Annotated in this window: 17 protein-coding genes; 6 read left to right on the top strand and 11 right to left on the bottom strand. The window is 38.3% G+C overall.

Features of this window, described 5'->3' with window-relative positions:
* The first annotated feature begins 55 nt into the window (after window positions 1–55).
* On the top strand, window positions 56–1,384 hold the full coding sequence (locus ACNFU2_RS04270; RefSeq protein ID WP_273648104.1) for a hypothetical protein: 1,329 nt from the start codon (window positions 56–58) through the stop codon (window positions 1,382–1,384).
* A 45-nt stretch (window positions 1,385–1,429) separates the two neighbouring features.
* Here ACNFU2_RS04270 and ACNFU2_RS04265 read toward each other — a convergent pair whose 3' ends face one another.
* The 7 genes from ACNFU2_RS04265 to ACNFU2_RS04235 form a co-directional block, all read right to left on the bottom strand.
* Window positions 1,430–1,924, bottom strand: coding sequence for a GNAT family N-acetyltransferase (locus ACNFU2_RS04265; protein WP_273648103.1), 495 nt, complete (start codon window positions 1,922–1,924; stop codon window positions 1,430–1,432).
* 227 nt (window positions 1,925–2,151) lie between these two features.
* Entirely contained in the window at window positions 2,152–3,099 is a 948-nt protein-coding gene (locus ACNFU2_RS04260; RefSeq protein ID WP_273648102.1) for an alpha/beta hydrolase family esterase, read from the bottom strand.
* 81 nt (window positions 3,100–3,180) lie between these two features.
* Window positions 3,181–4,446: an NAD(P)/FAD-dependent oxidoreductase gene (locus ACNFU2_RS04255; RefSeq protein WP_273648101.1), complete on the bottom strand. Its 1,266-nt coding sequence runs from the start codon at window positions 4,444–4,446 to the stop codon at window positions 3,181–3,183.
* Window positions 4,447–4,454: 8 nt separating this feature from the next.
* Window positions 4,455–5,453: a 4-hydroxyproline epimerase gene (locus tag ACNFU2_RS04250; RefSeq protein ID WP_273648100.1), complete on the bottom strand. Its 999-nt coding sequence runs from the start codon at window positions 5,451–5,453 to the stop codon at window positions 4,455–4,457.
* A gap of 3 nt (window positions 5,454–5,456) precedes the next feature.
* A complete protein-coding gene (locus ACNFU2_RS04245; protein WP_273648099.1) occupies window positions 5,457–6,938 on the bottom strand; it encodes an aldehyde dehydrogenase (NADP(+)) in 1,482 nt (493 codons plus the stop codon).
* 16 nt (window positions 6,939–6,954) lie between these two features.
* Window positions 6,955–7,860: a dihydrodipicolinate synthase family protein gene (locus tag ACNFU2_RS04240; RefSeq protein WP_273648098.1), complete on the bottom strand. Its 906-nt coding sequence runs from the start codon at window positions 7,858–7,860 to the stop codon at window positions 6,955–6,957.
* A 96-nt stretch (window positions 7,861–7,956) separates the two neighbouring features.
* A complete protein-coding gene (locus tag ACNFU2_RS04235; RefSeq protein WP_273648097.1) occupies window positions 7,957–8,835 on the bottom strand; it encodes an AraC family transcriptional regulator in 879 nt (292 codons plus the stop codon).
* Window positions 8,836–9,018: 183 nt separating this feature from the next.
* On the opposite strand from ACNFU2_RS04235, the gene ACNFU2_RS04230 reads away from it, so the two are divergent.
* The 3 genes from ACNFU2_RS04230 (at window position 9,019) to ACNFU2_RS04220 (ending at window position 13,441) form a co-directional block, all read left to right on the top strand.
* Entirely contained in the window at window positions 9,019–10,413 is a 1,395-nt protein-coding gene (locus tag ACNFU2_RS04230) for an aminopeptidase P family protein (protein WP_273648096.1), read from the top strand.
* Window positions 10,414–10,424: 11 nt separating this feature from the next.
* Window positions 10,425–12,596, top strand: a complete 2,172-nt coding sequence (locus ACNFU2_RS04225; protein ID WP_273648095.1) for a S9 family peptidase — start codon at window positions 10,425–10,427, stop codon at window positions 12,594–12,596.
* Between the two features lie 239 nt (window positions 12,597–12,835).
* Window positions 12,836–13,441, top strand: a complete 606-nt coding sequence (locus tag ACNFU2_RS04220; protein WP_273648094.1) for a DNA-3-methyladenine glycosylase — start codon at window positions 12,836–12,838, stop codon at window positions 13,439–13,441.
* A gap of 19 nt (window positions 13,442–13,460) precedes the next feature.
* Here ACNFU2_RS04220 and mug read toward each other — a convergent pair whose 3' ends face one another.
* From mug to ACNFU2_RS04205, 3 genes are all read right to left on the bottom strand, one after another.
* Entirely contained in the window at window positions 13,461–13,961 is a 501-nt protein-coding gene (gene mug / locus ACNFU2_RS04215) for a G/U mismatch-specific DNA glycosylase (RefSeq protein ID WP_273648093.1), read from the bottom strand.
* A gap of 129 nt (window positions 13,962–14,090) precedes the next feature.
* Window positions 14,091–14,927, bottom strand: a complete 837-nt coding sequence (locus ACNFU2_RS04210) for an SDR family NAD(P)-dependent oxidoreductase (protein WP_306612418.1) — start codon at window positions 14,925–14,927, stop codon at window positions 14,091–14,093.
* Window positions 14,928–15,003: 76 nt separating this feature from the next.
* Complete coding sequence (locus tag ACNFU2_RS04205; RefSeq protein WP_273648091.1) at window positions 15,004–15,909, bottom strand: helix-turn-helix domain-containing protein; 906 nt, start codon at window positions 15,907–15,909, stop codon at window positions 15,004–15,006.
* A 394-nt stretch (window positions 15,910–16,303) separates the two neighbouring features.
* Between ACNFU2_RS04205 and ACNFU2_RS04200 the strand changes: the two genes are divergently transcribed.
* Window positions 16,304–16,621 carry a DMT family transporter gene (locus ACNFU2_RS04200; RefSeq protein ID WP_418123880.1) on the top strand — a complete coding sequence of 106 codons (318 nt, stop codon included), beginning with the start codon at window positions 16,304–16,306 and terminating at the stop codon, window positions 16,619–16,621.
* Window positions 16,622–16,905: 284 nt separating this feature from the next.
* Window positions 16,906–19,797, top strand: coding sequence for an AsmA-like C-terminal region-containing protein (locus ACNFU2_RS04195; protein ID WP_418123878.1), 2,892 nt, complete (start codon window positions 16,906–16,908; stop codon window positions 19,795–19,797).
* A gap of 73 nt (window positions 19,798–19,870) precedes the next feature.
* Here the strand turns inward: ACNFU2_RS04195 and ACNFU2_RS04190 are convergent, their stop codons facing one another.
* Window positions 19,871–20,296: a hypothetical protein gene (locus ACNFU2_RS04190; RefSeq protein ID WP_172282569.1), complete on the bottom strand. Its 426-nt coding sequence runs from the start codon at window positions 20,294–20,296 to the stop codon at window positions 19,871–19,873.
* Window positions 20,297–20,360 lie beyond the last annotated feature (64 nt).

The raw sequence follows: 20,360 nt of genomic DNA, 5'->3' as shown, positions 1-20,360 counted from the left end.
AAGACCCCTACTCGCTTTAAGATTAACCTGTTATCCTTATGATCAAACTATTGATATGAGACAAAGATTAGAGTTCTTAAGTATTTTAATGGTACTTATTTTTCTGGTTGGCTGCCAGCAATCCCCTCAAAATAGAGTGTCTTTCAAGAAAGTAACGATAACAAAAAAGATCATATATACTGCATCTTTATATCCAAGCTATAATGCTAATTATGTGCCTCCTGTGGGATTGAAACCTTTTGAGCTGAGTCAGGACTATCCTAAAGAATTGGTTTTAGAAAATTATCCCTGGCAAAGTATTGATTTCACCAAAGATCCTCAGCTTTACATGCATACGGTTTTACACTATTGTCTGGAAGGTAATACAGACGTGAATTTCAGAGGTCAGGAAAACCGGATCAGAAAATGGTACCATGCTCCATGGCTTCACGATGATGAAAAATATGCAGGTACTGACTATATAGGAAATGGTCGGGAGTATATCCATGGCCTGACAAGAGAATTTGCAACCCCAAAATACAAACTGCACGATCTTCAGGATGTTGAGCTGGAAAACTGGGCAGTCGGTATATATAATTCTCCGGGAGGATATACGTTAGGGCAAGTCTGGCCGGGAGCAAAACAAAGTCCTGATCCCGGGAAATCCCATTTCCCCGAAGGAACGGTAAGTTTTAAGCTGCTGTTTACAGATGCCGATACCAAAAAGCTTCCCTTCCTGAACAATACGCTTGAATGGAAAGCAAATATCTATTTGTGCAATCCCAATGCCGAGTGTGCCAACAAAAAAAGGATTGATCGTACTGTTCGGTTACTGCAGATCGATATTGCTGTAAAAGATCATAGAGCATTAAAAACGGGTTGGGTATACGGTACGTTTATGTATGATGGATCAGAGAAAGGAAAAACAGTCTGGGAGAGAATGGTTCCGGTAGGATTAAGCTGGGGGAATGATTCGGGTGTGGTGAAGGATCTTAACCGGGATGGTGCATTTATCAACCGGGAATTAACGGAATCATTTATTAATCCTGCATTGATCGGGTCGAAAGAAAATTATTATGCTGCTTTTCTCAAATATCATGGATTGGGTGGAAGGCTTAATGGTCCGATTGATAATCCTGTCTCATCCTGTATCTCTTGTCACGGAAATGCAGCAGTAAATGATAGAGGCGTTACTTTGCCTCTTGGTGATTTTAAAAGTTCTACAACACGGCAGAATTATTCCCCGGAATCATTCAGACAATTTTTTAAAGATATCGCGCCGGGTGCAAATGAGATCAGCTACAAAGGAGAAAATTATGTAACCACCGATTATTCCTTGCAGATTTCAACGGGGATTAGAAATTACTATGCAAATAAGAAATCTCTGAGTGGGAATGAGAAGTGAGATGTTTTTTCCGCAAACCGGGCAGAATTAAACAAACATACTTATTTAATTTTTCTGAAATATAAAATAGGCCAATTCCTCATTTTCCCTTGCCAGGTTTTCCATCCTGTTAAAGCCATTTTTAACAAGAACTTTTTGTGATGCGATATTATCCAGATCAGTTACGGCAACGATATCTTTTGTTTCTCTTAGTGAAAGACAATACCCGACAAGGGCTTTGCATACAAGAGTTGCTACCCCTTTTCCCCAATAATTTTCACTGAGTACGTATCCGATTTCGGTTTGTTCAGGATGATCTGCAAAGATTCTGGCAACCCCCATTCCTATAAAGTCATTATTTTCAGCATTAAAAATTCCCCATCTGCTGAGTGAACCTTCTTTATAATCTGATAAAGCTTTTTCGAACATTTCTATATATTCCTGATGGGTTTTATGGGGCAGAAAGCTGGTAACGTTTTTATTTTCGAAAAGAGAAAGAAAAAGAGGTAATTCCTGATGGGTAAACTCACGTATGATGATGGTATCGTCTTGATAATGCATAAGAATATTTTAACGATTATAAAATTACATAAATAACTGTAAAATGAGTAATGATATTAATCAGAAAGGGCTTAACGCCATTGTTGGTCATTAAGCCTTATCAACATTCAACTATATATTTATTATTTTTAATAGACCACCTGTCAAATCTTTGATTTGCCACCCTCAGTAGGAGGAAAATTTTAAGTTGTTTTAAATGGTGGTGTTTTGTTTTAGAAATGTGTCAATTAAAAAGTTTTGAACCAATCTGTTACTGCTTTGAAGTAATAATCTGGGGGTTGGTGACCAGGAAGACTGCCACTGCCTGAGTATTGTCCGGTTTTATAAAGGCTAAGCTTTACGGCTGCTGTGCCCCCACCATACGTTTTTGTAACATCAGTACTGCTTCCAATTGGTGTAGATGTGGGGGTACCGCTTGTTCCGTTTTTCAGTCTCCAGAAATCAGCTTGCTGTATTCCGAAGAGCCCATTAGGACTGATGTTACCAAAATGATCATCATTAAGCCCAAAGAACACCCACACGGCCGTGTTTCCGTGATAATTGGAATTAGCAACATAATTACCATTGCTATTTTCAAACCAAAATGGTCTATTGGATGCTATGGGAGCAATAGCTGTGAATACTCCATTTAAGAAATAAGCTGTAACATTGGTCATATCACCGCCCCAGGAATGTCCGGTAGCAAAAATACGGTTGTTATCAATGGTATATTCATTTTTGATCAATGCAAGAAGTTCTTTTGTGAATTGAATATCATGCATTCCTCCATATTGTCCGGCATAGCTTCCAAGAGCCCAACCTGTTCCAGTACCCCATATGTATTTCTGATCAGGATAAACAAAAATTGTATTGTCCATTAATTTTTCCAGTCCAGGAGTGTTGGAATTCCAACCTTGTCCCATCCATTCATGCATAAATTCTCCGGTCGAATCTGTTCCTGCAAAAACAAAAACCAAACGGTATTTTTTAGTATCGTCATAATTTTCAGGAATCGAAATGTAGTAACTTCTCTCTCCACCTGCTTCGGGTGAAAAAGTGTATTCTCTCTGTTCGCCGATTAAAGAAACATTCTTAGCCATAGTTGTGGGTTTTGCCTCTGGCTGGTCTGTTATGGTCTCCAATTCTTTGCTTTCACATGAATAGCAAAGCAGGAAATTGAGTAATAATAGCATCATTGTGATAGGTGTTGTTTTCATTATTAATTATGGTGTGATTTTGGTGTTGAATTGTAAAATGTCGAATGTAAAATGTAATTTTTAGCTAAATCTTTCGGGATTGAATTTACTGATATCGGCTGTTGGTTTTTGACCATTGGCGATTTCGGAAACTGTTTTTCCAAAAACGGGTCCAAGACTGAGTCCCATCATTCCACCGCCACCTGCAATAATTAAATTGTCAAGTTTAGAAGATTGTCCTAAATATGGAAGTCCGTCTGGAGCACAGGGTCTGTATCCAAACCAAACATCAGATTCTTTTGGTATTTGTACCTGAAAGTCCGGCATATACTTAGGGATTGATTGTACAATACCTTCTACTCTGTTCATGTTCTTTTTATCACGATGAGGTGCAAGCTCCATGGTACCCCCAAAGCGTATTTGTCCTCCCATTGGCGTTACTGCTACTCTGGCTTCCAGTAATAATGCAGCGTGTTCCAGTTTGTTGGATGGGTTGTCTGGTTGATGCATGAATGAATATCCTTTACCAGGCATTAAATGGATTTTAATTTCTGCTTTTTGTGCCAGTTCCGGAAGAAAAGACCCTCCCGTCATTACATAATGATCTGCAGTGAATTTTTTGCCATTTGCAATAATGCCTTTAATTGTTCTTCCTTGTATTTCAAATCCCGTTACCTCATGTTGAGTATAGAAAACAACCCCATTGTTTTTAAGATATGAGATCATCTGACTCATCAGTTTTATAGGATTCATGTGACCATCACATTTATAATTAATTCCACCAATGACATCCAGCTTAGCATGCGGCTCTAAGCTTTGAATTTCTTTCTGATCAAGAATCTCAACAGGCAGTTCTAATTTGATAGCAGTATGAGCAAGTTCAATTTCTTCTTCAGCGACTTTTTCTGTTTTATAAAGCATAAGGATTCCATTCTGAGTAAGCTCAAAATTAAATTCTTCTTTTTTAGCGAGCTCATTATAAAGCTGGCTGCTTGCTAAATTAAGATCCCGGATAGCCGATGCAGAACGATCTACATGCTTCTGATTGGAATGTTTTAAAAATTTCAACCCCCAGGATAGTAGTTGTGAGCTTAGTGAAGGTCTTACATAAAACGGACTCTTACTGTCAAACATCCATCGGATACCTTGTGTCACTACTCCTGGTGCAGCTAAAGGTGTAAAATGACTCGGAACAATCATTCCTGCATTGCCATAAGAGCAATTGTTGGACAGATCATTCTGTTCCAGAATTTCTACCTGCCAGCCTTTTTGTAAGAGGTAGTATGCAGAGCTTAATCCTACGATTCCTGCACCAATAACCAGTGCTTTTCCTTTATTTTGTGTCATTTGTCTGTTTACATAACCTGAAATCCTAACCAGTATGGATCTTCGTCGTCAATAATAATATGATTATACCCTGTAATTCTCGCCCAGCCTTCAACTGAAGGGATAATGGCTGGTTTTCCGGCAACGGTTGCGGTTCCTTCAATCCGGCCTATAAATTGGGATCCGATATAACTTTCGTGAATGAATTCCTCGCCTTCTTTTAGTTTTCCTTTAGCATACCATTGCGCCATTCTTGCAGAAGTTCCCGTACCACAAGGAGATCGATCCAGAGCATTTTCACCTACTAAAACTGCGTTACGTCCATTTGCTTTAGGATCTGTAGGCTTACCTGTCCACTGAATGTGGCTTAATCCTGTAATGTTTTCATCTTCAGGATGAATGAAACTATATTTTTCATTCAAAAGCTTTCTGATCATTTTTCCATAATGGATTAACTGGCTGGCTGTAAAACCAGAGATATCTTTGAAATTTTCCTGAGGATCGATAATTCCATAAAAGTTACCACCATAGGCTACATCTACTCTTATAGACCCCAAACCCGAACAATCTACTTCCAGATCTTCGGCGTACAGAAAAGATTTTACATTCGTTAGTTTTACAGATTTTACTTTCTTTCCTTCCTCAACATAATCAATAAGAATAAGGCCAGCGGGAGTTTCCAGCCGTAATTTCCCGGGAACCTTTGGAACAACCAAGCCTTCTTCTATAGCGATGGTGACTGTTCCGATGGTTCCATGCCCACACATGGGAAGGCATCCACTGGTTTCAATATATAAAACACCGACATCATTAGCTTCATCAATAGGTGGATAAAGGATACTGCCACTCATCATATCGTGCCCCCTTGGCTCAAACATCAATCCTTTTCGGATCCAGTCATATTCTTTCATAAAATGAAGCCGGCGTTCCATCATAGAATTCCCTTCCAGCATGGGTCCACCACCAGCCACAAGGCGTACAGGGCATCCACAAGTATGGGAGTCGATACAAAAAAATGTTCTGTTCATCTGTTATAATTTTATTGGTTCTGACTGAATTTTTCCATCAACAATTCTGTTAATTTGTAGTGAATTTTCATTCTTTAATTCTTCCGGCAGAAATTCATCCGGCCAGTTCTGAAAAGAGATCGGACGGACAAATCGTTTCACGGCATCCGGTCCTACTGATGTAAAACGGGTATCTGTGGTAGATGGAAAAGGTCCTCCGTGCTGCATGGCATAAACAACTTCAACACCTGTTGGCATTCCGTTGAATAATAATCTTCCGCATTTATCTTTTAAAAGATTAATCACATCAGAATTTTCACGTGCATCTTCAACTGTAGCTGCTACGGTTATGGTTAACTGTCCTTTTAACTGTTGAGCAATTTGAATAATTTCTTCATGACTCTCACATTCGACAACGATACCAAAAGGCCCGAAAACTTCTTCACTTAAAAGATGATTTTTAATGAAGTTTCTGCCGCTGGTCTGTATCACACTTGCACGTCCTTGCCATTCCTGGGCTTCCGTATGAGATTCGGCAATAAGGTGAACCTCTGGTTGTGTTGAAGCTGTCCTTTTATGTTTTTCAAAATTTTCAAAAATTCCTTTATGAAGCATGTTGGCAGGAGTAATCCCTTGAATTTCTTTTTTTAGTGCATTGACAAATCTATTCAGTCCCTCTCCTTTCAACGCTATAAATACACCAGGATTGGTACAGAATTGACCTGCACCCAATGTTAAAGAAGCAGCATATTCCTTTGCCAATTCTTCTGCTCTGTTTTGGAATACACTCTGAAAGGCAAATACAGGATTGATGCTTCCCATTTCTGCAAATACAGGAATAGGTTCCTCGCGCTGATTGGCGAGGTCAAATAAAGCTTTCCCACCAGCAAATGAACCGGTAAAAGCAACAGCCTTAATATCTTTATGTTGAGTTAAATAAGCTCCAACATCATTTGATATTCCTGTAATATCGCTGAATATACCTTCAGGCCATTCTTGTTCCTTTATCACTTCTGTTATAGCCTCTGCCATGATCTGCGAAGTTTTGGGATGTGCAGGATGTACTTTTACAATAACAGGATTTCCTGCACCTATTGCACTGGCAGTATCTCCTCCCGCAGTAGAAAATGCAAATGGAAAGTTACTGGCTCCAAAAACCACTACAGGACCCAATCCTATATTGTATTTTCTCAGATCTCCTTTTTGTTTATCCGGTTGAGGAAGATCAATTCTTGGTTCGGTGTAGATCCCTGTTGCTACTGCTTTAGCATAACCTCTCCATTGTCCTATTGTTCTTGCTTTTTCACCTGCAAGTCTGGTCATAGGTAATGAAGTCTCAGCATGTGCTGTCTCCAGAAGTTCATCTCCCAGGGATTCAATTTTATCTGCTATAGCGTTCATTAACGCCGCACGTTCCATTATCGTTGAATTCTTCAGGAACTGATAAGCCTCAGTTGCCTTCTGAATTTTTCGATCAATAGTTTCTTTTGATGTTTCTTCAATCATAACTGTATCTATGACATTAATCTAATGAGGGACGATTCGCTATTCCATCTGCAATAATTGTATTGATTTTTTCAGCTTCTTCGCCTTGAAGTTCTAATCTTGGAGCTCTTACATAAGGATTGCTTATCCCTTCTGCGGTTGCTGCAAGTTTGATGTATTGAATAAGTTTAGGATGAATATCCAATTCCAGTAAAGGCATGAACCATCTGTAGATCGTAACTGCTTTATCATAGTTTCCAGCTTTAGCATGGTTATACATTGCCATTGTTTCATTAGGGAATGCATCGACCAAACCGGCAACAAGACCATCAGCACCCAGTATCAGAGTTTCAAGGCAAATGGTATCTACACCACCAAGAATTTTAATTCTTTTGCCAAAACGGTTGATCATTCTGGTAACATTGGCCAGATCTCTTGTAGATTCTTTAACGGCCTGGATTGTAGGATAAGCAATAAGCTCTTCAAACATATCAAGAGTTACATAAATTCCGTAATCAACAGGATTATTATAAATAAGAATAGGAAGATCAGTCGCAGTTGCTACGGCTTTAAAATATTCTACGACTTCACGGCTGTCCGCTTTATATCTCATAGGAGGAAGTAACATCAATCCATCTGCATCTAGTTCTTTAGCTTTCTTTGCAAAGTTGATTGCATTTTTTGTAGTATTCTCAGAAAGATTCAAAATGACAGGGATTCTTCCAGCTGTAATCTTCTTTGCATATTTTAATAGTTCAAATTTTTCCTCTGTTTCCAAAGCGCTTGCCTCTCCTAATGTTCCAGCCAATATGATTCCATGGACACCCGCTTCAATCTGAGCTTCTGTATTTTTAGCAAACATTTCAAAATCTATATTCCCCTCTTTTGTGAATGGAGTCAACACTGCCGGATAAATACCTTCCCAGTTAAGTTTTGTATTCATAATCAAATTATATTTTTCTCCAAAACTACCGGAATTTTAAATCGACGAATGTTAATATTTTAATGAATTGTAACCATATTTTAACATGGTGTCTTTTTAATCCAAAATGGTGTCTTTGTACCGCTTAAGATATTCTTTGGGAGAATGCTTCATAATTGATTTAAAAACCCGGTTAAAATTAGTCAGGCTCGTAAAACCACTGTTAAAAGCTACTGACGAGATATTGTACATGGTGGAAGAGATCAGCAGTTTGCATGCGCGTTGTACCCGTAATTCATTAAGGAATTCAATATAAGTAATTCCGGTCCTCTTTTTAAAAGAGCGGCAAAAAGCCTGTGGAGTCATACATGCTTCCTTCGCAATACGATCAAGAGTCAGCTTATTCTGGGCAAAATTTTTCCTGATATAGTTTTGGGCATCTATGATGCGTTGATCATAATTAGAAATCTCAACAGGCATATTTTTTTCTGCTGATAATGGAATGTGTAGATTTCTGTTTTGCATCAAATGAGTGAGGATCTTTATAAAGCTTAGAATTTGATCTATACCCTTCGATTTTTTCAATTCGTTGATGCTGACGCTTATCTCGGCTTTTACCTCAGAAGCGATCTGGAAGCCCACTTCAGAGTGATCCATAAAATGTTTCAACTCTTCAAATTCGGGTAGGTTAAAGATGGGAGATAATTTTTTATGGGGATCAAAGAAGATGGATACGGCATGAACTTTTTGTTTTTCTCCTTTATTAAAATCACCTTTGAAAACATGTGACTGATTGGCTCCGATATAGAAAATATCACCGGCTTCAAAAGCGAAAAGGTTTTGTTCTATGGCTAATGTTCCATGTCCTTCAATGATCCACATGATCTGGACTTCGGTATGCCGATGAAAATGGGGGTAGAAGTTAGGCATAATATCCTCTTGAATACGGATGCTTTTGCTGGTATCAGCAGGAACTGAAAACTGAAGACTTTTCATACAGGATCAGAATTTTGTAATGAAAGAATATGGTGTTAAAATATGGTCGAATTTAAGCAAAATATAAACACTGTATATCATTTTAAAATCCAAACTTTACCTGCTATTTATTTTTCGTGAACAAATCCTTTAGAAATATAACAAAATTGTAACTTTAAACCTTATCAAAATTATATGCATTATATGTTTTCAGCACAGACTTATCAGGATAGACGAACTGCATTACAAGGCAGTATAAAGAACGGGATTCTTTTATTTTTAGGGAATATAGAGAACCCTGTTAATTTTGAACATAATCCCTATTATTTCCGCCAGGATAGTACTTTTCTGTATTATTTTGGAATTCAGGAACCTCGTATTGCCGCTATCATTGACATCGATGAAAATAAAACGATTATTTTCGGCGACGAGCTGAGCATCGATGATATCGTATGGATGGGAAGACAGGAAACACTGAAAGAGAAAAGCCAGAAATCAGGAGTATCAGAAACTTTACCCTACAAGGAACTTTCCCAATACATTCTGAAGGCAAAAACAGCTAACCGGAAGGTGCATTATCTTCCACCATATCAATCTTTCAATAAAATTTTGCTAAGTGATCTTTTGGGAATTAAAGTAGCAGAATTACAGCCCTCTGTAGAGATGATCAAAGCGATTGTAAAACAACGTTCGGTAAAGGAACCTCAAGAGATCGTTCAGATAGAACAGGCTGTAAATGTATCCAATGATATGCATCTGCTGGCAATGCGCATGGCAAGACCCGGAGTTAAAGAATATGAAATTGCCAATGCAATTCAGCACCTGGCAGGAGATAAAGAATGCCAGATGTCCTATCCGCCAATCGTAACGATAAACGGAGGCATCCTGCACAATCACTACCGCCTTAATACTTTGAAAGACGGAGATCTTTTCCTGAATGACTCAGGAGCTGAAACAGCAATGGGATATGCCGGCGATCTCACCAGAACATTTCCTGTGAGTACAACTTTCAGTACCCAGCAAAAGGAAATCTATGAGGTAGTTCTAAATGCTTTTGAAAATGCCCAGCGTCTTTTAAAACCAGGTGTAAAATTCAGGGATATTCATTTACAAGCGTCCCGGCATCTGGTAGACGGACTTGTCGATTTAGGATTAATGAAGGGAAATCCGGAAGAAGCAGTAAAAAATCATGCCCATACCCTATTTTTTCAGTGTGGATTAGGACATATGATGGGGCTTGATGTTCATGATATGGAAGACCTTGGGGAACAATATGTAGGATATACTGAAGATGAACCAAAGGATACAAAAACATTTGGGCTAAAATCTTTACGTTTAGGTAAATCTTTAGAAACCGGTTTCGTGGTAACGGTTGAACCGGGTATTTATATAATTCCTGAATTGATCGATATATGGCAGGCTGAAAATAAAAATGCAGAATTTATTAATTACGATAAAGTTAATGAATACCGGAATTTTGGAGGCGTACGTATCGAAGATGATTTCGTGATTACGAATGAGGGATACAAACTTCTGGGAAACGGATTGATTAAAACTGTGGAAGAAATTGAGAATTACAGAAAAGAACATATATCTTAATTAATTATTATATGAGAAGCATAAAAAAACTGATTAACATTGCACTGTGTTTCCTGTGCCTGTCGCCTCTTGCGGCGCAAAAAACACAATGGACGCCTGATGGCAATGCTTATTATTCATTTACCAAAAACGGAATTGAAACCGTAAATTTATTAAATCCCGGAAAGAACCAGACATTTTTAAGTTCGAGCGAATTAATTCCACCAGGAAGTTCAGAAGCTCTGGATGTACAAAGTTTCGAGGTGTCTCCGGATGAAAAAAGCCTTTTGCTTTTTGCCAATACCCGGAAGGTATGGCGGGACAATACCCGCGGTGATTACTGGATTTTTGATAAAGCCAGTAAAAGGCTGACACAGCTTGGAAAAGGATTACCCGGTGAATCCCTGATGTTTGCCAAATTCTCACCGGACGGGAAAAAGGTAGCTTATGTATCTAAGCATAACATATACATCGAAGATCTTTCCAACAACAAGTACAGTAAAATTACGAATGACGGAACAGACAGGATCATCAACGGAACTTTTGACTGGGCCTATGAAGAAGAATTCGGGACTCAGGATGGATTCAGATGGTCTCCGGATGGAAGTAAAATTGCTTATTGGAAACTGGATGCACGTGGAACCAAGAACTTCCTGATGATCAATAATACTGATAGCCTATATTCTTTTACGATTCCCGTAGAATATCCTAAAGTTGGAGAAAATCCTTCTGGTTGTAGCATCTGGTTATATGATTTGGCTTCAAAGTCCTCAAAAAAAGCAAATATTGCAGGGGATGAAATGCAGAACTATATTCCGAGAATGGAATGGGTGTTGGATTCCAAATCTATTATTTTACAGCAGTTGAACAGAAAACAAAACCAGAGTAAGGTAATTGTGGCCGATGCCAATTCAGGAAACAGTAAAACCATTTATACCGAAACGGATCCTGCGTGGATCGATATCAAATCCCGTTGGAACGACAATGATCCGAGCGGATGGGACTGGATCAACAATGGTAAAGAATTTTTATGGTTATCTGAGAAAGACGGATGGAGACACATTTATAAAATAGACCTGAACGGAAAAGAAACACTGATTACAAAAGATGATTTTGATGTGATAAAACCGGAATTTTTTGATGTTCCTAACAAACTGATTTACTTTTTAGCTTCACCAAAGAACGCCACTCAGGAATATTTGTACAAAGTGAGCATGAACGGCGGGAAATCTGAAAGGGTTACTCCTGAGTCTTATCCTGGAACTAACAAATACAGCATTTCATCCAATGGAAAACTGGCGATATTTAGTAACAGCAGTGTTAATGCCCGTTCCAATGGTTCCATTATATCGCTTCCTGATCATAAAGAACTGGTAGCTGCAAAAAATTCCACCAAAGCAGACCCTTCGAGATCTAAGGCCGAATTTTTCCAGATTACAACACAGGATGGAATTACCCTGGACGGATGGGTGGTAAAACCTAAAAACTTTGATCCGAATAAAAAATATCCGATCGTCTTTACAGTATATGGAGAACCTGGAGCCCAAACCGTAACCGATAGCTTTTATACGGGCTGGAACGGCTTATATATCGGAGATATGGCAAAGGATGGCTATTTATATGTTTCACTTGAAAATCGTGGAACTCCGGCTCCAAGAGGTCGTGAATGGAGAAAATCTGTTTACCGTAAAATAGGACAGCTGAACATCCGTGATCAGGCAATGGGAGCTAAAGCTTTATTTGCAAAATGGCCTTATATTGATACTTCCAGAGTTGCCGTATGGGGCTGGAGCGGTGGCGGTTCTTCCACACTGAATCTTTTGGGACAATATCCGGACATTTATCAGACAGGGATAGCGATTGCTCCGGTGGCTAATCAATTGTTCTATGATAATATCTACCAGGAAAGATATATGGGACTTCCACAGGAAAACAGAGAAGATTTTGTAAACGGATCTCCTCTTGCTTATGCTAAAAATCTGAAAGGGAACCTTCTGCTGGTTCACGGAACAGGAGATGATAATGTGCATTATCAGAATACAGAGGTCTATGTGAATGAGCTGATCAAGTACAACAAGCAGTTCCAGCTGATGTCCTACCCTAACAGGACACACTCAATCAGTGAAGGAGAAGGAACTTCGCTTCACCTGGCTACATTGTTTACCCAATATTTAAAAGAACATTGTCCTCCCGGACCTAGATAAAAAGAATCCCACAGTAATGTGGGATTTTTTATTTCTTTTTATAGCAGATGTAACCTAAGAGCTATTTTCTTTTAAAAACCAGTGTGCAGATTCCATGGCTAACCTTGTTATTATGCACTACTTTTATTTTAGTGAATAGGTAGGATCTTAAAGTTCAAATCTAATAAGAATCTACAGACGATTAGCAGATTGCTGTTTATATCGTTAATTTTGTTGTATTAAATTTTAAAACCATTGTTTTGAAACTACCACTCTCCTATTATCAGAACCAGGACGTTATATTTCTCGCTCAAAACCTTTTGGGAAAAGTGCTTTTCACGCAGATCAGTGATCAGGTGACGGCAGGTATTATTGTTGAAACTGAAGCTTATTTCGGTGCTCTTGACAAGGCTTCCCATGCCTATGGAGGACGGCGTACAGACAGAACAGAAACACTGTATCATGAAGGAGGTGTTTCGTATGTATATCTGTGCTATGGAATTCACCATCTCTTCAATATTGTAAGCTCGGTACGTGATGAGCCGCACGCGGTATTAGTAAGGGCAGTCGAACCATTGGTAGGGAAAGAAATTATGGAACAAAGAAGAAATATGCCTTTTACAAAAGCAGCGATCTCTTCCGGACCGGGTTCAGCAGCCAAAGCTTTGGGAATTGACCGCACATTCAACAAAAAAGATTTGACAGGGGAAGAAATCTGGATCGAAGATCATGGTATTCGTTATTCGCCTGATGATATCGTGGCATCTCCACGTGTAGGAGTTGCTTATGCCCAGGAAGATGCCCTTCTGCCCTGGAGGTTTTTTGTGAAAGGCAATCAATATGTAAGCAAGCCAAATAAAATATAAAAATTTATATAAGTACTTTTTACTTTTGAATTTCGTGATACAATTCTGAATAAGAGTGAACAAGATCTTCAAAGGTAAAGCTACGGTTCAGGCCACTTGGATTTGGTAATATCCAGACTTTAGCTCCGCAGAAATCCTCGGATTGTTTTCCCCATGAGATTTGTTTTTTTCCAGAAAAGGCCTGATAGGCTGCCTTCCCCAGGAAAGCCACATATTTGGGGTGGAAAGTTGTGATTTTAGATTTAAAAATTTCAAGAGACTGGTCGAATTCCTCATTTGAAAGCTCATCTGCCCGCGATGTGGGTCTTGCTACAGCCGTAGTAAGACCATATCCAAAATCCAGAATCGTGGTATCATGTACTGCTTCAATCTGGTAGGGAGTAAAACCGGATTGATGAAGAACCTTCCAAAAACGATTGCTTCTGCCTGAAAAATGGTGGCCATCGTCCGCAGATTTTAAGCCCGGATTGATTCCACAGAAGATAATATTGAGATCCTTTGCTATAATATCGGTCAGCATTGTAAGAACTGGATGTTATTGTTTGATGATCGCAATTTAGAAATTTTTAATGGTCCGCTCCTGTTTTATATAAAACAACCTCCATAAAAAAGCTTGCTGGTTTATGGAGGGTCTTGATAACTTAGTTTTTTATCCGGGAAAATCTGTAGAAAAAGAAATATCTTTCCATCTGCTCATTTCCTGGGAAAGCTGTTCTATTTTACTTTGAGCTCTGTTGAAAGAATCGCTGCCCAAAAATAAATTGACAGCTGGTGCAGGGTTATTAACTACTTCTAAAAATACATCTGCTATTTCATCCGGATCTCCCGGCTGGTTTCCGTTCAAAGTATTCATTCTTTCATGAGCCTCCCGAATGTAATCATAATCCTTTATGCTGTTTTTATTATAAGCTATGGAATCTGTATTGGCAAAATTTGTCCGGAACCACCCGGGAAGTACATTCGTTACATGGATGCCAAAAGGTTTAAGGTCATTCGAAAGCGCTTCAGAAAGTCCGCTAACTGCAAATTTTGTAGCACTATACATCGACCAGCCTGTTCCGGGAGCAAAGCCGGCTATAGATGAAATATTAATAATATGCCCTGATCTCTGATCTCTTAAATACGGTAAAGCCTGCTGAAGAACTTTAACGACAGCAAAAAAGTTGACTTCAAAATTGTCATTAATTTCCTCTGACGTAAGTTCTTCCAACGCACCGCCAAGTCCGTACCCGGCATTATTGACCACAACATCCAGTCTCCCAAACTTTTCATAGGTTGTCTTAAGGGATTGAGCAATAGAACTCTCTTTTTTAAGGTCAACTTCCAGTGGAAGAAATTTTTCTCCATACTGAAAAAGTGGTTCTAATGAGCTTACAGACCTGGATGTAGCGGCAACGCAATGGCCTTTAATTAATAATTGTTGAGCTACTGCAAACCCCATCCCCTTTGAAGCTCCGGTGATATACCAGATTTTTGTACCTGTCATGATTTCTTTTTTTTTACAAAGGTAGATCCCGTTACCCGGCCTTACTTTGTGATATTAAAACCATTTTTTGTCAGATTCAAACCTGTCTGAAGGCAGATGGATTCATACCCGTTTGTTTTTTAAAAAAATTATTAAAGTGAGCCTGGTCTTCAAACCCCAGAACATAGCTTATTTCTGCGATATTCCATTGGGTATGTTTTAGCAGGGATTTAGCCTCTGCAGTGAGCTTAGCAAAAATGTGTTCCGTAGTTGTAAGGCCTGTTACAGTTTTTATAGCTCTGTTGAGTGAGTTGACATGGATTGAAAGCCTTTCGGCAATTGTACGCGGAGATCTTAACTCGAACCGGTCTGTTTTGGATTCTATCGGGAACTCTCTGTCGAGCAGTTCGTGGAATAGAGCCGTAATGCGCGAATTTGAATCGGAATGTAAAGAAATATCTTCACTGGGACGGAATTGCATGGCAAGATAGATCACTTCACTGATATAGCTTTTGATCAGTTCATGTTTGTAGATGTATTCTGTATTATTTGCTTTATAGATTTTTTCGAAGATCATACGTATTTCTTCAGACTCTTCGGAATTGAGTTTAAATACCGGATGGTCTGCCCCTGAAAATAAAGGCAGTTCCCTGAGGTTGATCCGCTGGGTATCCTGAAAAAACTCTTCTTTAAAGACACAAAACCATCCGCTGCTTTCGGGTTTCAAAAGATCGTAAGTATAAGGCATTTTAGGATCAAAGAATAATAAAGTATCTCCTTCAACTGGTATGCTTTTGTCACTGTAATGGAATACATTATTCCCTTTAAAAAGCATGATCTTGTAAAAGGTTCTCCGGATATAGCTTGGTGAACTTGTTCCGTTAATCATATTTTCTTCAATACTAAAAATATTGAATAGACCACTGTCCTTTCCTGGACTCTGGGAAAGATGCGTAAGCTTATGTTTGTAAAATTCCTCAAGTGATTCCGTTGATTTTCCCATGGTAATGCTAAAAATGAAAATACTTACCTAAAGATAAGCTATTCTCCCTAAATCTGCTATTGTGTAAAAAAGGAAGATCTACAGTAAATATATATGTGACGTTTCATCCGTTGAAAACTACACTTCACCTACGGATTATGTCAGATCACTTTATTTAATCTGTTGAAAACTAGTATTTACTATTACTTTTACAAAGTAAAAATGCTGTACACTTCATTACTCAAAGTTTTCAGTTTTTATGATTGGCAAACATGGTTAAGAATCAATAAAAATCTGTACAGTCTATCCTTTCATGCCGGAAAGGTTCATTCTAATTTAATCATGTTTGGTAGGATTGGTGTATTTCCAATCCTACTTTTTGAGAACAGTATAACAGATGAAAAAATAATAAATTATGAACTGGATTGCATTAATTATCGCAGGGATTTTTGAAATCGGATGGCCTTTGGGAATCAAAATGTCGCAACAGGCTGATAGCAATAAATTCGGATGGATCTTTCTATCTGTCATTTGTATGACGATCAGCGGTGCTATGCTGTGGTATGCACAGAAAACCATTCCTATTGGAACAGCCTATGCGGTATGGACAGGAATCGGTGCGGTAGGCACTTTATTGGTAGGGGTTATATTCTTTCAGGATTCGGCTAATATCTTCAGATTGTTGTCTGCATTGCTGATCGTAGTTGGAATTGTAGGACTTAAATTGTTTTAGAGTTAAAACTCTTTCGAATTTATAGAATTTAAAAGTACCTCTTAGAGGTACTTTTTTGTTAAAATTATTGTAAACTTTCATAGATCATATAAACTATAATTTGATTGCAATCTATTGTTGTAATTATTTGTTTATTAATGTATTGTTGTTTTTATAGTGAAGTATTTGTTTACATGTTTGAAACAATGCTTTAATGATGAATGGCTTGATTTTAGATGGTTGTTAATTATTATTTACTCATAAGAGGAAAATAATATCGAAATCAAAATTATAATAGCAATTTTATGGAAAAGTTTATAAAAATAATTTTGAAAGTTTTGAAATGGCTGGGAATTTCTATAGCATCCATTCTTTTTCTGATGTTCATCATCCCTATATTGTTTCCGGGAACTATCTCCCAGCAGGTAAAAATATTTGCCAATAAACATCTTGCGGGTAAACTGGATTATAAAAAGACCCACCTCTCCTTTTTCAGGCATTTCCCATCGCTAACGGTTTCTGTGGATCAGCTTATCCTGAAAGGTTCAAAGCCATTTCAGGAAGATACTCTACTTGCCGCTAGAGAAGTGGCCTTGGGAATCAATCTTAAAAACCTGATCTTTGACCGTGAGGTGAAGATTGATGAAATATACGTAACGGATGCCAACGCGAATGTTTTCGTCAACAGTAAAGGAGAAGCCAACTATAATGTTTATGTTTCCAAGCCCTCACAAACACCTAAGGATAGTACAGAAGAAGGAGCATCTATAAAGCTGGACCTTATCAAATTCAGAAACTGGAATATCAAATACAATGATCATTCTGCCAGAGTGCTGGTAGATGCTAAAGGCTTGAATTACACAGGTAAAGGCGGATTCAGCAAAGATATTTTTGATCTGCAAACCGATCTGGAGATCAATAAAGTAGACTTTGCCCTCAATAGAATCTATTACGCCAAACAAAAAAGTTTGCGTGCAGATCTCATTACGCGGATCAATACGAATGCATTAACTTTTGTACTAAGGAAAAACGAATTAAGGATCAATGATCTGCCCTTAAAATTTACAGGTTCTCTTAGTATTTTGAAGGACGGATATAATCTCGACATCAATGCTGCATCTGAAAAGACAACGATCCGCGATATGATCTCGGTACTGCCGCCGCAATATCTGGACTGGGCAAAAGACACTAAAATTGAAGGAAACAGCGATCTGTTTTTCAGCCTGAAAGGAAGATTCAGTGAACCTAAAAAGCTGAAACCAAGGTTAAATGCCAGACTGCTGGTAAAAGATGGATTTGTCTCCAATGGAAAAGCTCCTGTTCCTATGAACAACCTGAATATGGATCTTATGGTAGATCTTCCTTCATTAGATGCGGAACAGATGAATCTGAATCTCAGGAATCTGAGTTTTGATCTGGGTAAAAACAATAATTTCCGTGCGGTTATAAGAACGAAAGGACTTAATGAAATGATGGTGAATGCCGATGTAAAAGGCGCTGTTGATCTTCAGACTCTTGATCAGGCATTAGGTTTGAAGAATATTGATGTTCGTGGGCTTATGGATACGAATATCAAGGCAAACGGGATTTTCAGCCTGGATAAAAAATTATTCCCAAAGACGGAGGGTTATCTTCATTTAAAAGACGGTTGGCTGAAGACGAAATATTACCCCAACCCTATTCAGAATATCAACCTGATCGCCAACATTAATAATACAGACGGAACGTTTAAAAGCCTCGGAGTGAAATTGGATCCTTTTAGTTTTGATTTTGAAGGGAATCCTGTCTATGTTAATGCTGATCTGCATGATTTTGAAGATCTGCTTTATAAAGTTAAAGCAAAAGGTGTTTTGAATGTGGGCAGAATCTATAAAGTGTTTGCAAAAGAAGGATTTGATGTAAGCGGACTTATTATGGCGGATCTTTCCCTGAACGGACGTCAGAGCTATGCAACTACCGGCCAATACAGTAAGCTGGATAACAAAGGAACTTTGATTCTTAAAAATATAAAGGCTACTACATCGTATCTTCCCAAATCATTTTATATCAAAGAAGGAAATTTTCAGTTTGAAAATGAGAAAATGTGGTTCAGAAAGTTTTTGGCCACTTATGGGAAATCGGATTTTGCATTAAACGGATATCTGCTCAATACGATCAACTATTTTATTGAAAGAAAGGGAACTCTTCACGGAAAATTTGGATTAAACTCCAATTATATTCTTATTGACGAGTTCATGGCACTTAAGGATGGAGATAATGCAGATAAATCGATTGAAGTGGAATATGCAAAAGTTGAAAATCCTAAAAGCAGCGGTGTGGTAATTATTCCGAAAAACCTTGATGTCTCTTTGGAAGCCCATGTTAAAAAAGTCGAATTTAGGGGACTTGATCTCAATCATCTTCAAGGTCTGGCTTCTGTAAATACGGGTCAGGTGTATCTTAAAAATACTTCTTTTGATATCATTGGAAGCCGCATGAACATTGATGCACGTTATCAGGACGAATCTCCATTAACGGCTAATTATGACATTGCGCTTAAGGTACTGGATTTTGATGTACAAAGGGCTTATAAAGAAATTGATATGGTCCGGGAAATGGTTACTGCTGCTAAGAATGTAAAAGGGATTGTGTCTCTTGATTATAAACTGAAAGGAGATTTTGATAAAAATATGAGGCCTATTTATCCGTCCCTTGAAGGGGGTGGTATTGTAAACCTCCGGGATGTAGAGGTAAAAAATCTTAAGATGCTTTCGGTAATTGGTGATAATGTTGGTGCAAATGCTTTTAATAATCCGGATATGAAAGGAGTTAATATCGAAACCGTGATCAAAAATAACCTGATCCACGTTGATAAATTCACCTTTAAAGTATCTGTCCTAAGACCTTCTATCAGTGGAACAACAAGTTTCAACGGTTTACTGGATCTGCGGGTAAGAATAGGTCTTCCTCCGGGAGGATGGATCGGCTTTCCGGTAGTTGTAACGGGGACCCATGACAAACCTAAAATAAAAATCTTCAGTAAAACCGGACAAGGAATCGTTGATGCTTTGTATAACACGAAATCGAATAAAGTAATACGCCAGGAAAGGCGTGCTGAAAAAAAATCCAGAGTGCAGCAGCGTAAAGAGAAGGAAGCACAGGAAAAAAAAGCTGAAAATGCTGAGAAGCAGATTAAAAAAGATCTTAAAGAAAAATAAATAAAATCAGAGCCCGCTATAAACAAATAACGGGCTCTGGTCATCAACAGCCTGACCGGCAGGCTTTATTTTTTTAAATACTGTAAATGATTTTCTTACCTTTCCTGAGTGTATAACTATCCTTTTCTTTATTCAGGTTATACGTTCCTTTTTTACTTTTATACACCGATGTGTTTAAGTATTCAAGGGTTCTGTTGAGAATGATACTTCCCTTGGATTCAGGAAGGAACAATTCCGCCTTTTTCTTGTCCTTACTCAAGATAACTACAGCATTGGAAACGTAGGATTTCTGAGGATTAGCTTCTCTCAGCTGTATCTTTTCTTCAAAAAGCTTTACGCAATCATCTTTTAGAACGGAATAGGTATAACCGGCTGAACCGATGCACCCGTGTTGGTCTTTATCCCCACCTGCTACTTTTGGAGTTGTTTTCTGAGCCCATCCTGTAGTGGTAAACGTCGCAGTGATCATTACTGCCAGTAATAATTTTGTATTTTTCATGTGTTTGTATTTTATAAAACGTTCTATAATATTACGAAAAATCTTTTAACTAAAATTAAAAGAT

Source organism: Chryseobacterium sp. PTM-20240506 (genome assembly GCF_048296755.1).
GTDB classification, from domain to species: Bacteria; Bacteroidota; Bacteroidia; order Flavobacteriales; family Weeksellaceae; genus Chryseobacterium; species Chryseobacterium proteolyticum.
This window is presented reverse-complemented; position numbering and strand designations above follow the sequence as displayed.

Bases quoted from the DNA above. Each gene is read 5' to 3' on its own strand.
- ACNFU2_RS04270 (WP_273648104.1), top strand. From the start codon at position 56: ATGAGACAAAGATTAGAGTTCTTAAGTATTTTAATGGTACTTATTTTT.
- ACNFU2_RS04265 (WP_273648103.1), bottom strand. From the start codon at position 1,924: ATGCATTATCAAGACGATACCATCATCATACGTGAGTTTACCCATCAG.
- ACNFU2_RS04260 (WP_273648102.1), bottom strand. From the start codon at position 3,099: ATGATGCTATTATTACTCAATTTCCTGCTTTGCTATTCATGTGAAAGC.
- ACNFU2_RS04255 (WP_273648101.1), bottom strand. From the start codon at position 4,446: ATGACACAAAATAAAGGAAAAGCACTGGTTATTGGTGCAGGAATCGTA.
- ACNFU2_RS04250 (WP_273648100.1), bottom strand. From the start codon at position 5,453: ATGAACAGAACATTTTTTTGTATCGACTCCCATACTTGTGGATGCCCT.
- ACNFU2_RS04245 (WP_273648099.1), bottom strand. From the start codon at position 6,938: ATGATTGAAGAAACATCAAAAGAAACTATTGATCGAAAAATTCAGAAG.
- ACNFU2_RS04240 (WP_273648098.1), bottom strand. From the start codon at position 7,860: ATGAATACAAAACTTAACTGGGAAGGTATTTATCCGGCAGTGTTGACT.
- ACNFU2_RS04235 (WP_273648097.1), bottom strand. From the start codon at position 8,835: ATGAAAAGTCTTCAGTTTTCAGTTCCTGCTGATACCAGCAAAAGCATC.
- ACNFU2_RS04230 (WP_273648096.1), top strand. From the start codon at position 9,019: ATGTTTTCAGCACAGACTTATCAGGATAGACGAACTGCATTACAAGGC.
- ACNFU2_RS04225 (WP_273648095.1), top strand. From the start codon at position 10,425: ATGAGAAGCATAAAAAAACTGATTAACATTGCACTGTGTTTCCTGTGC.
- mug (WP_273648093.1), bottom strand. From the start codon at position 13,961: ATGCTGACCGATATTATAGCAAAGGATCTCAATATTATCTTCTGTGGA.
- ACNFU2_RS04210 (WP_306612418.1), bottom strand. From the start codon at position 14,927: ATGACAGGTACAAAAATCTGGTATATCACCGGAGCTTCAAAGGGGATG.
- ACNFU2_RS04205 (WP_273648091.1), bottom strand. From the start codon at position 15,909: ATGGGAAAATCAACGGAATCACTTGAGGAATTTTACAAACATAAGCTT.
- ACNFU2_RS04200 (WP_418123880.1), top strand. From the start codon at position 16,304: ATGAACTGGATTGCATTAATTATCGCAGGGATTTTTGAAATCGGATGG.
- ACNFU2_RS04195 (WP_418123878.1), top strand. From the start codon at position 16,906: ATGGAAAAGTTTATAAAAATAATTTTGAAAGTTTTGAAATGGCTGGGA.
- ACNFU2_RS04190 (WP_172282569.1), bottom strand. From the start codon at position 20,296: ATGAAAAATACAAAATTATTACTGGCAGTAATGATCACTGCGACGTTT.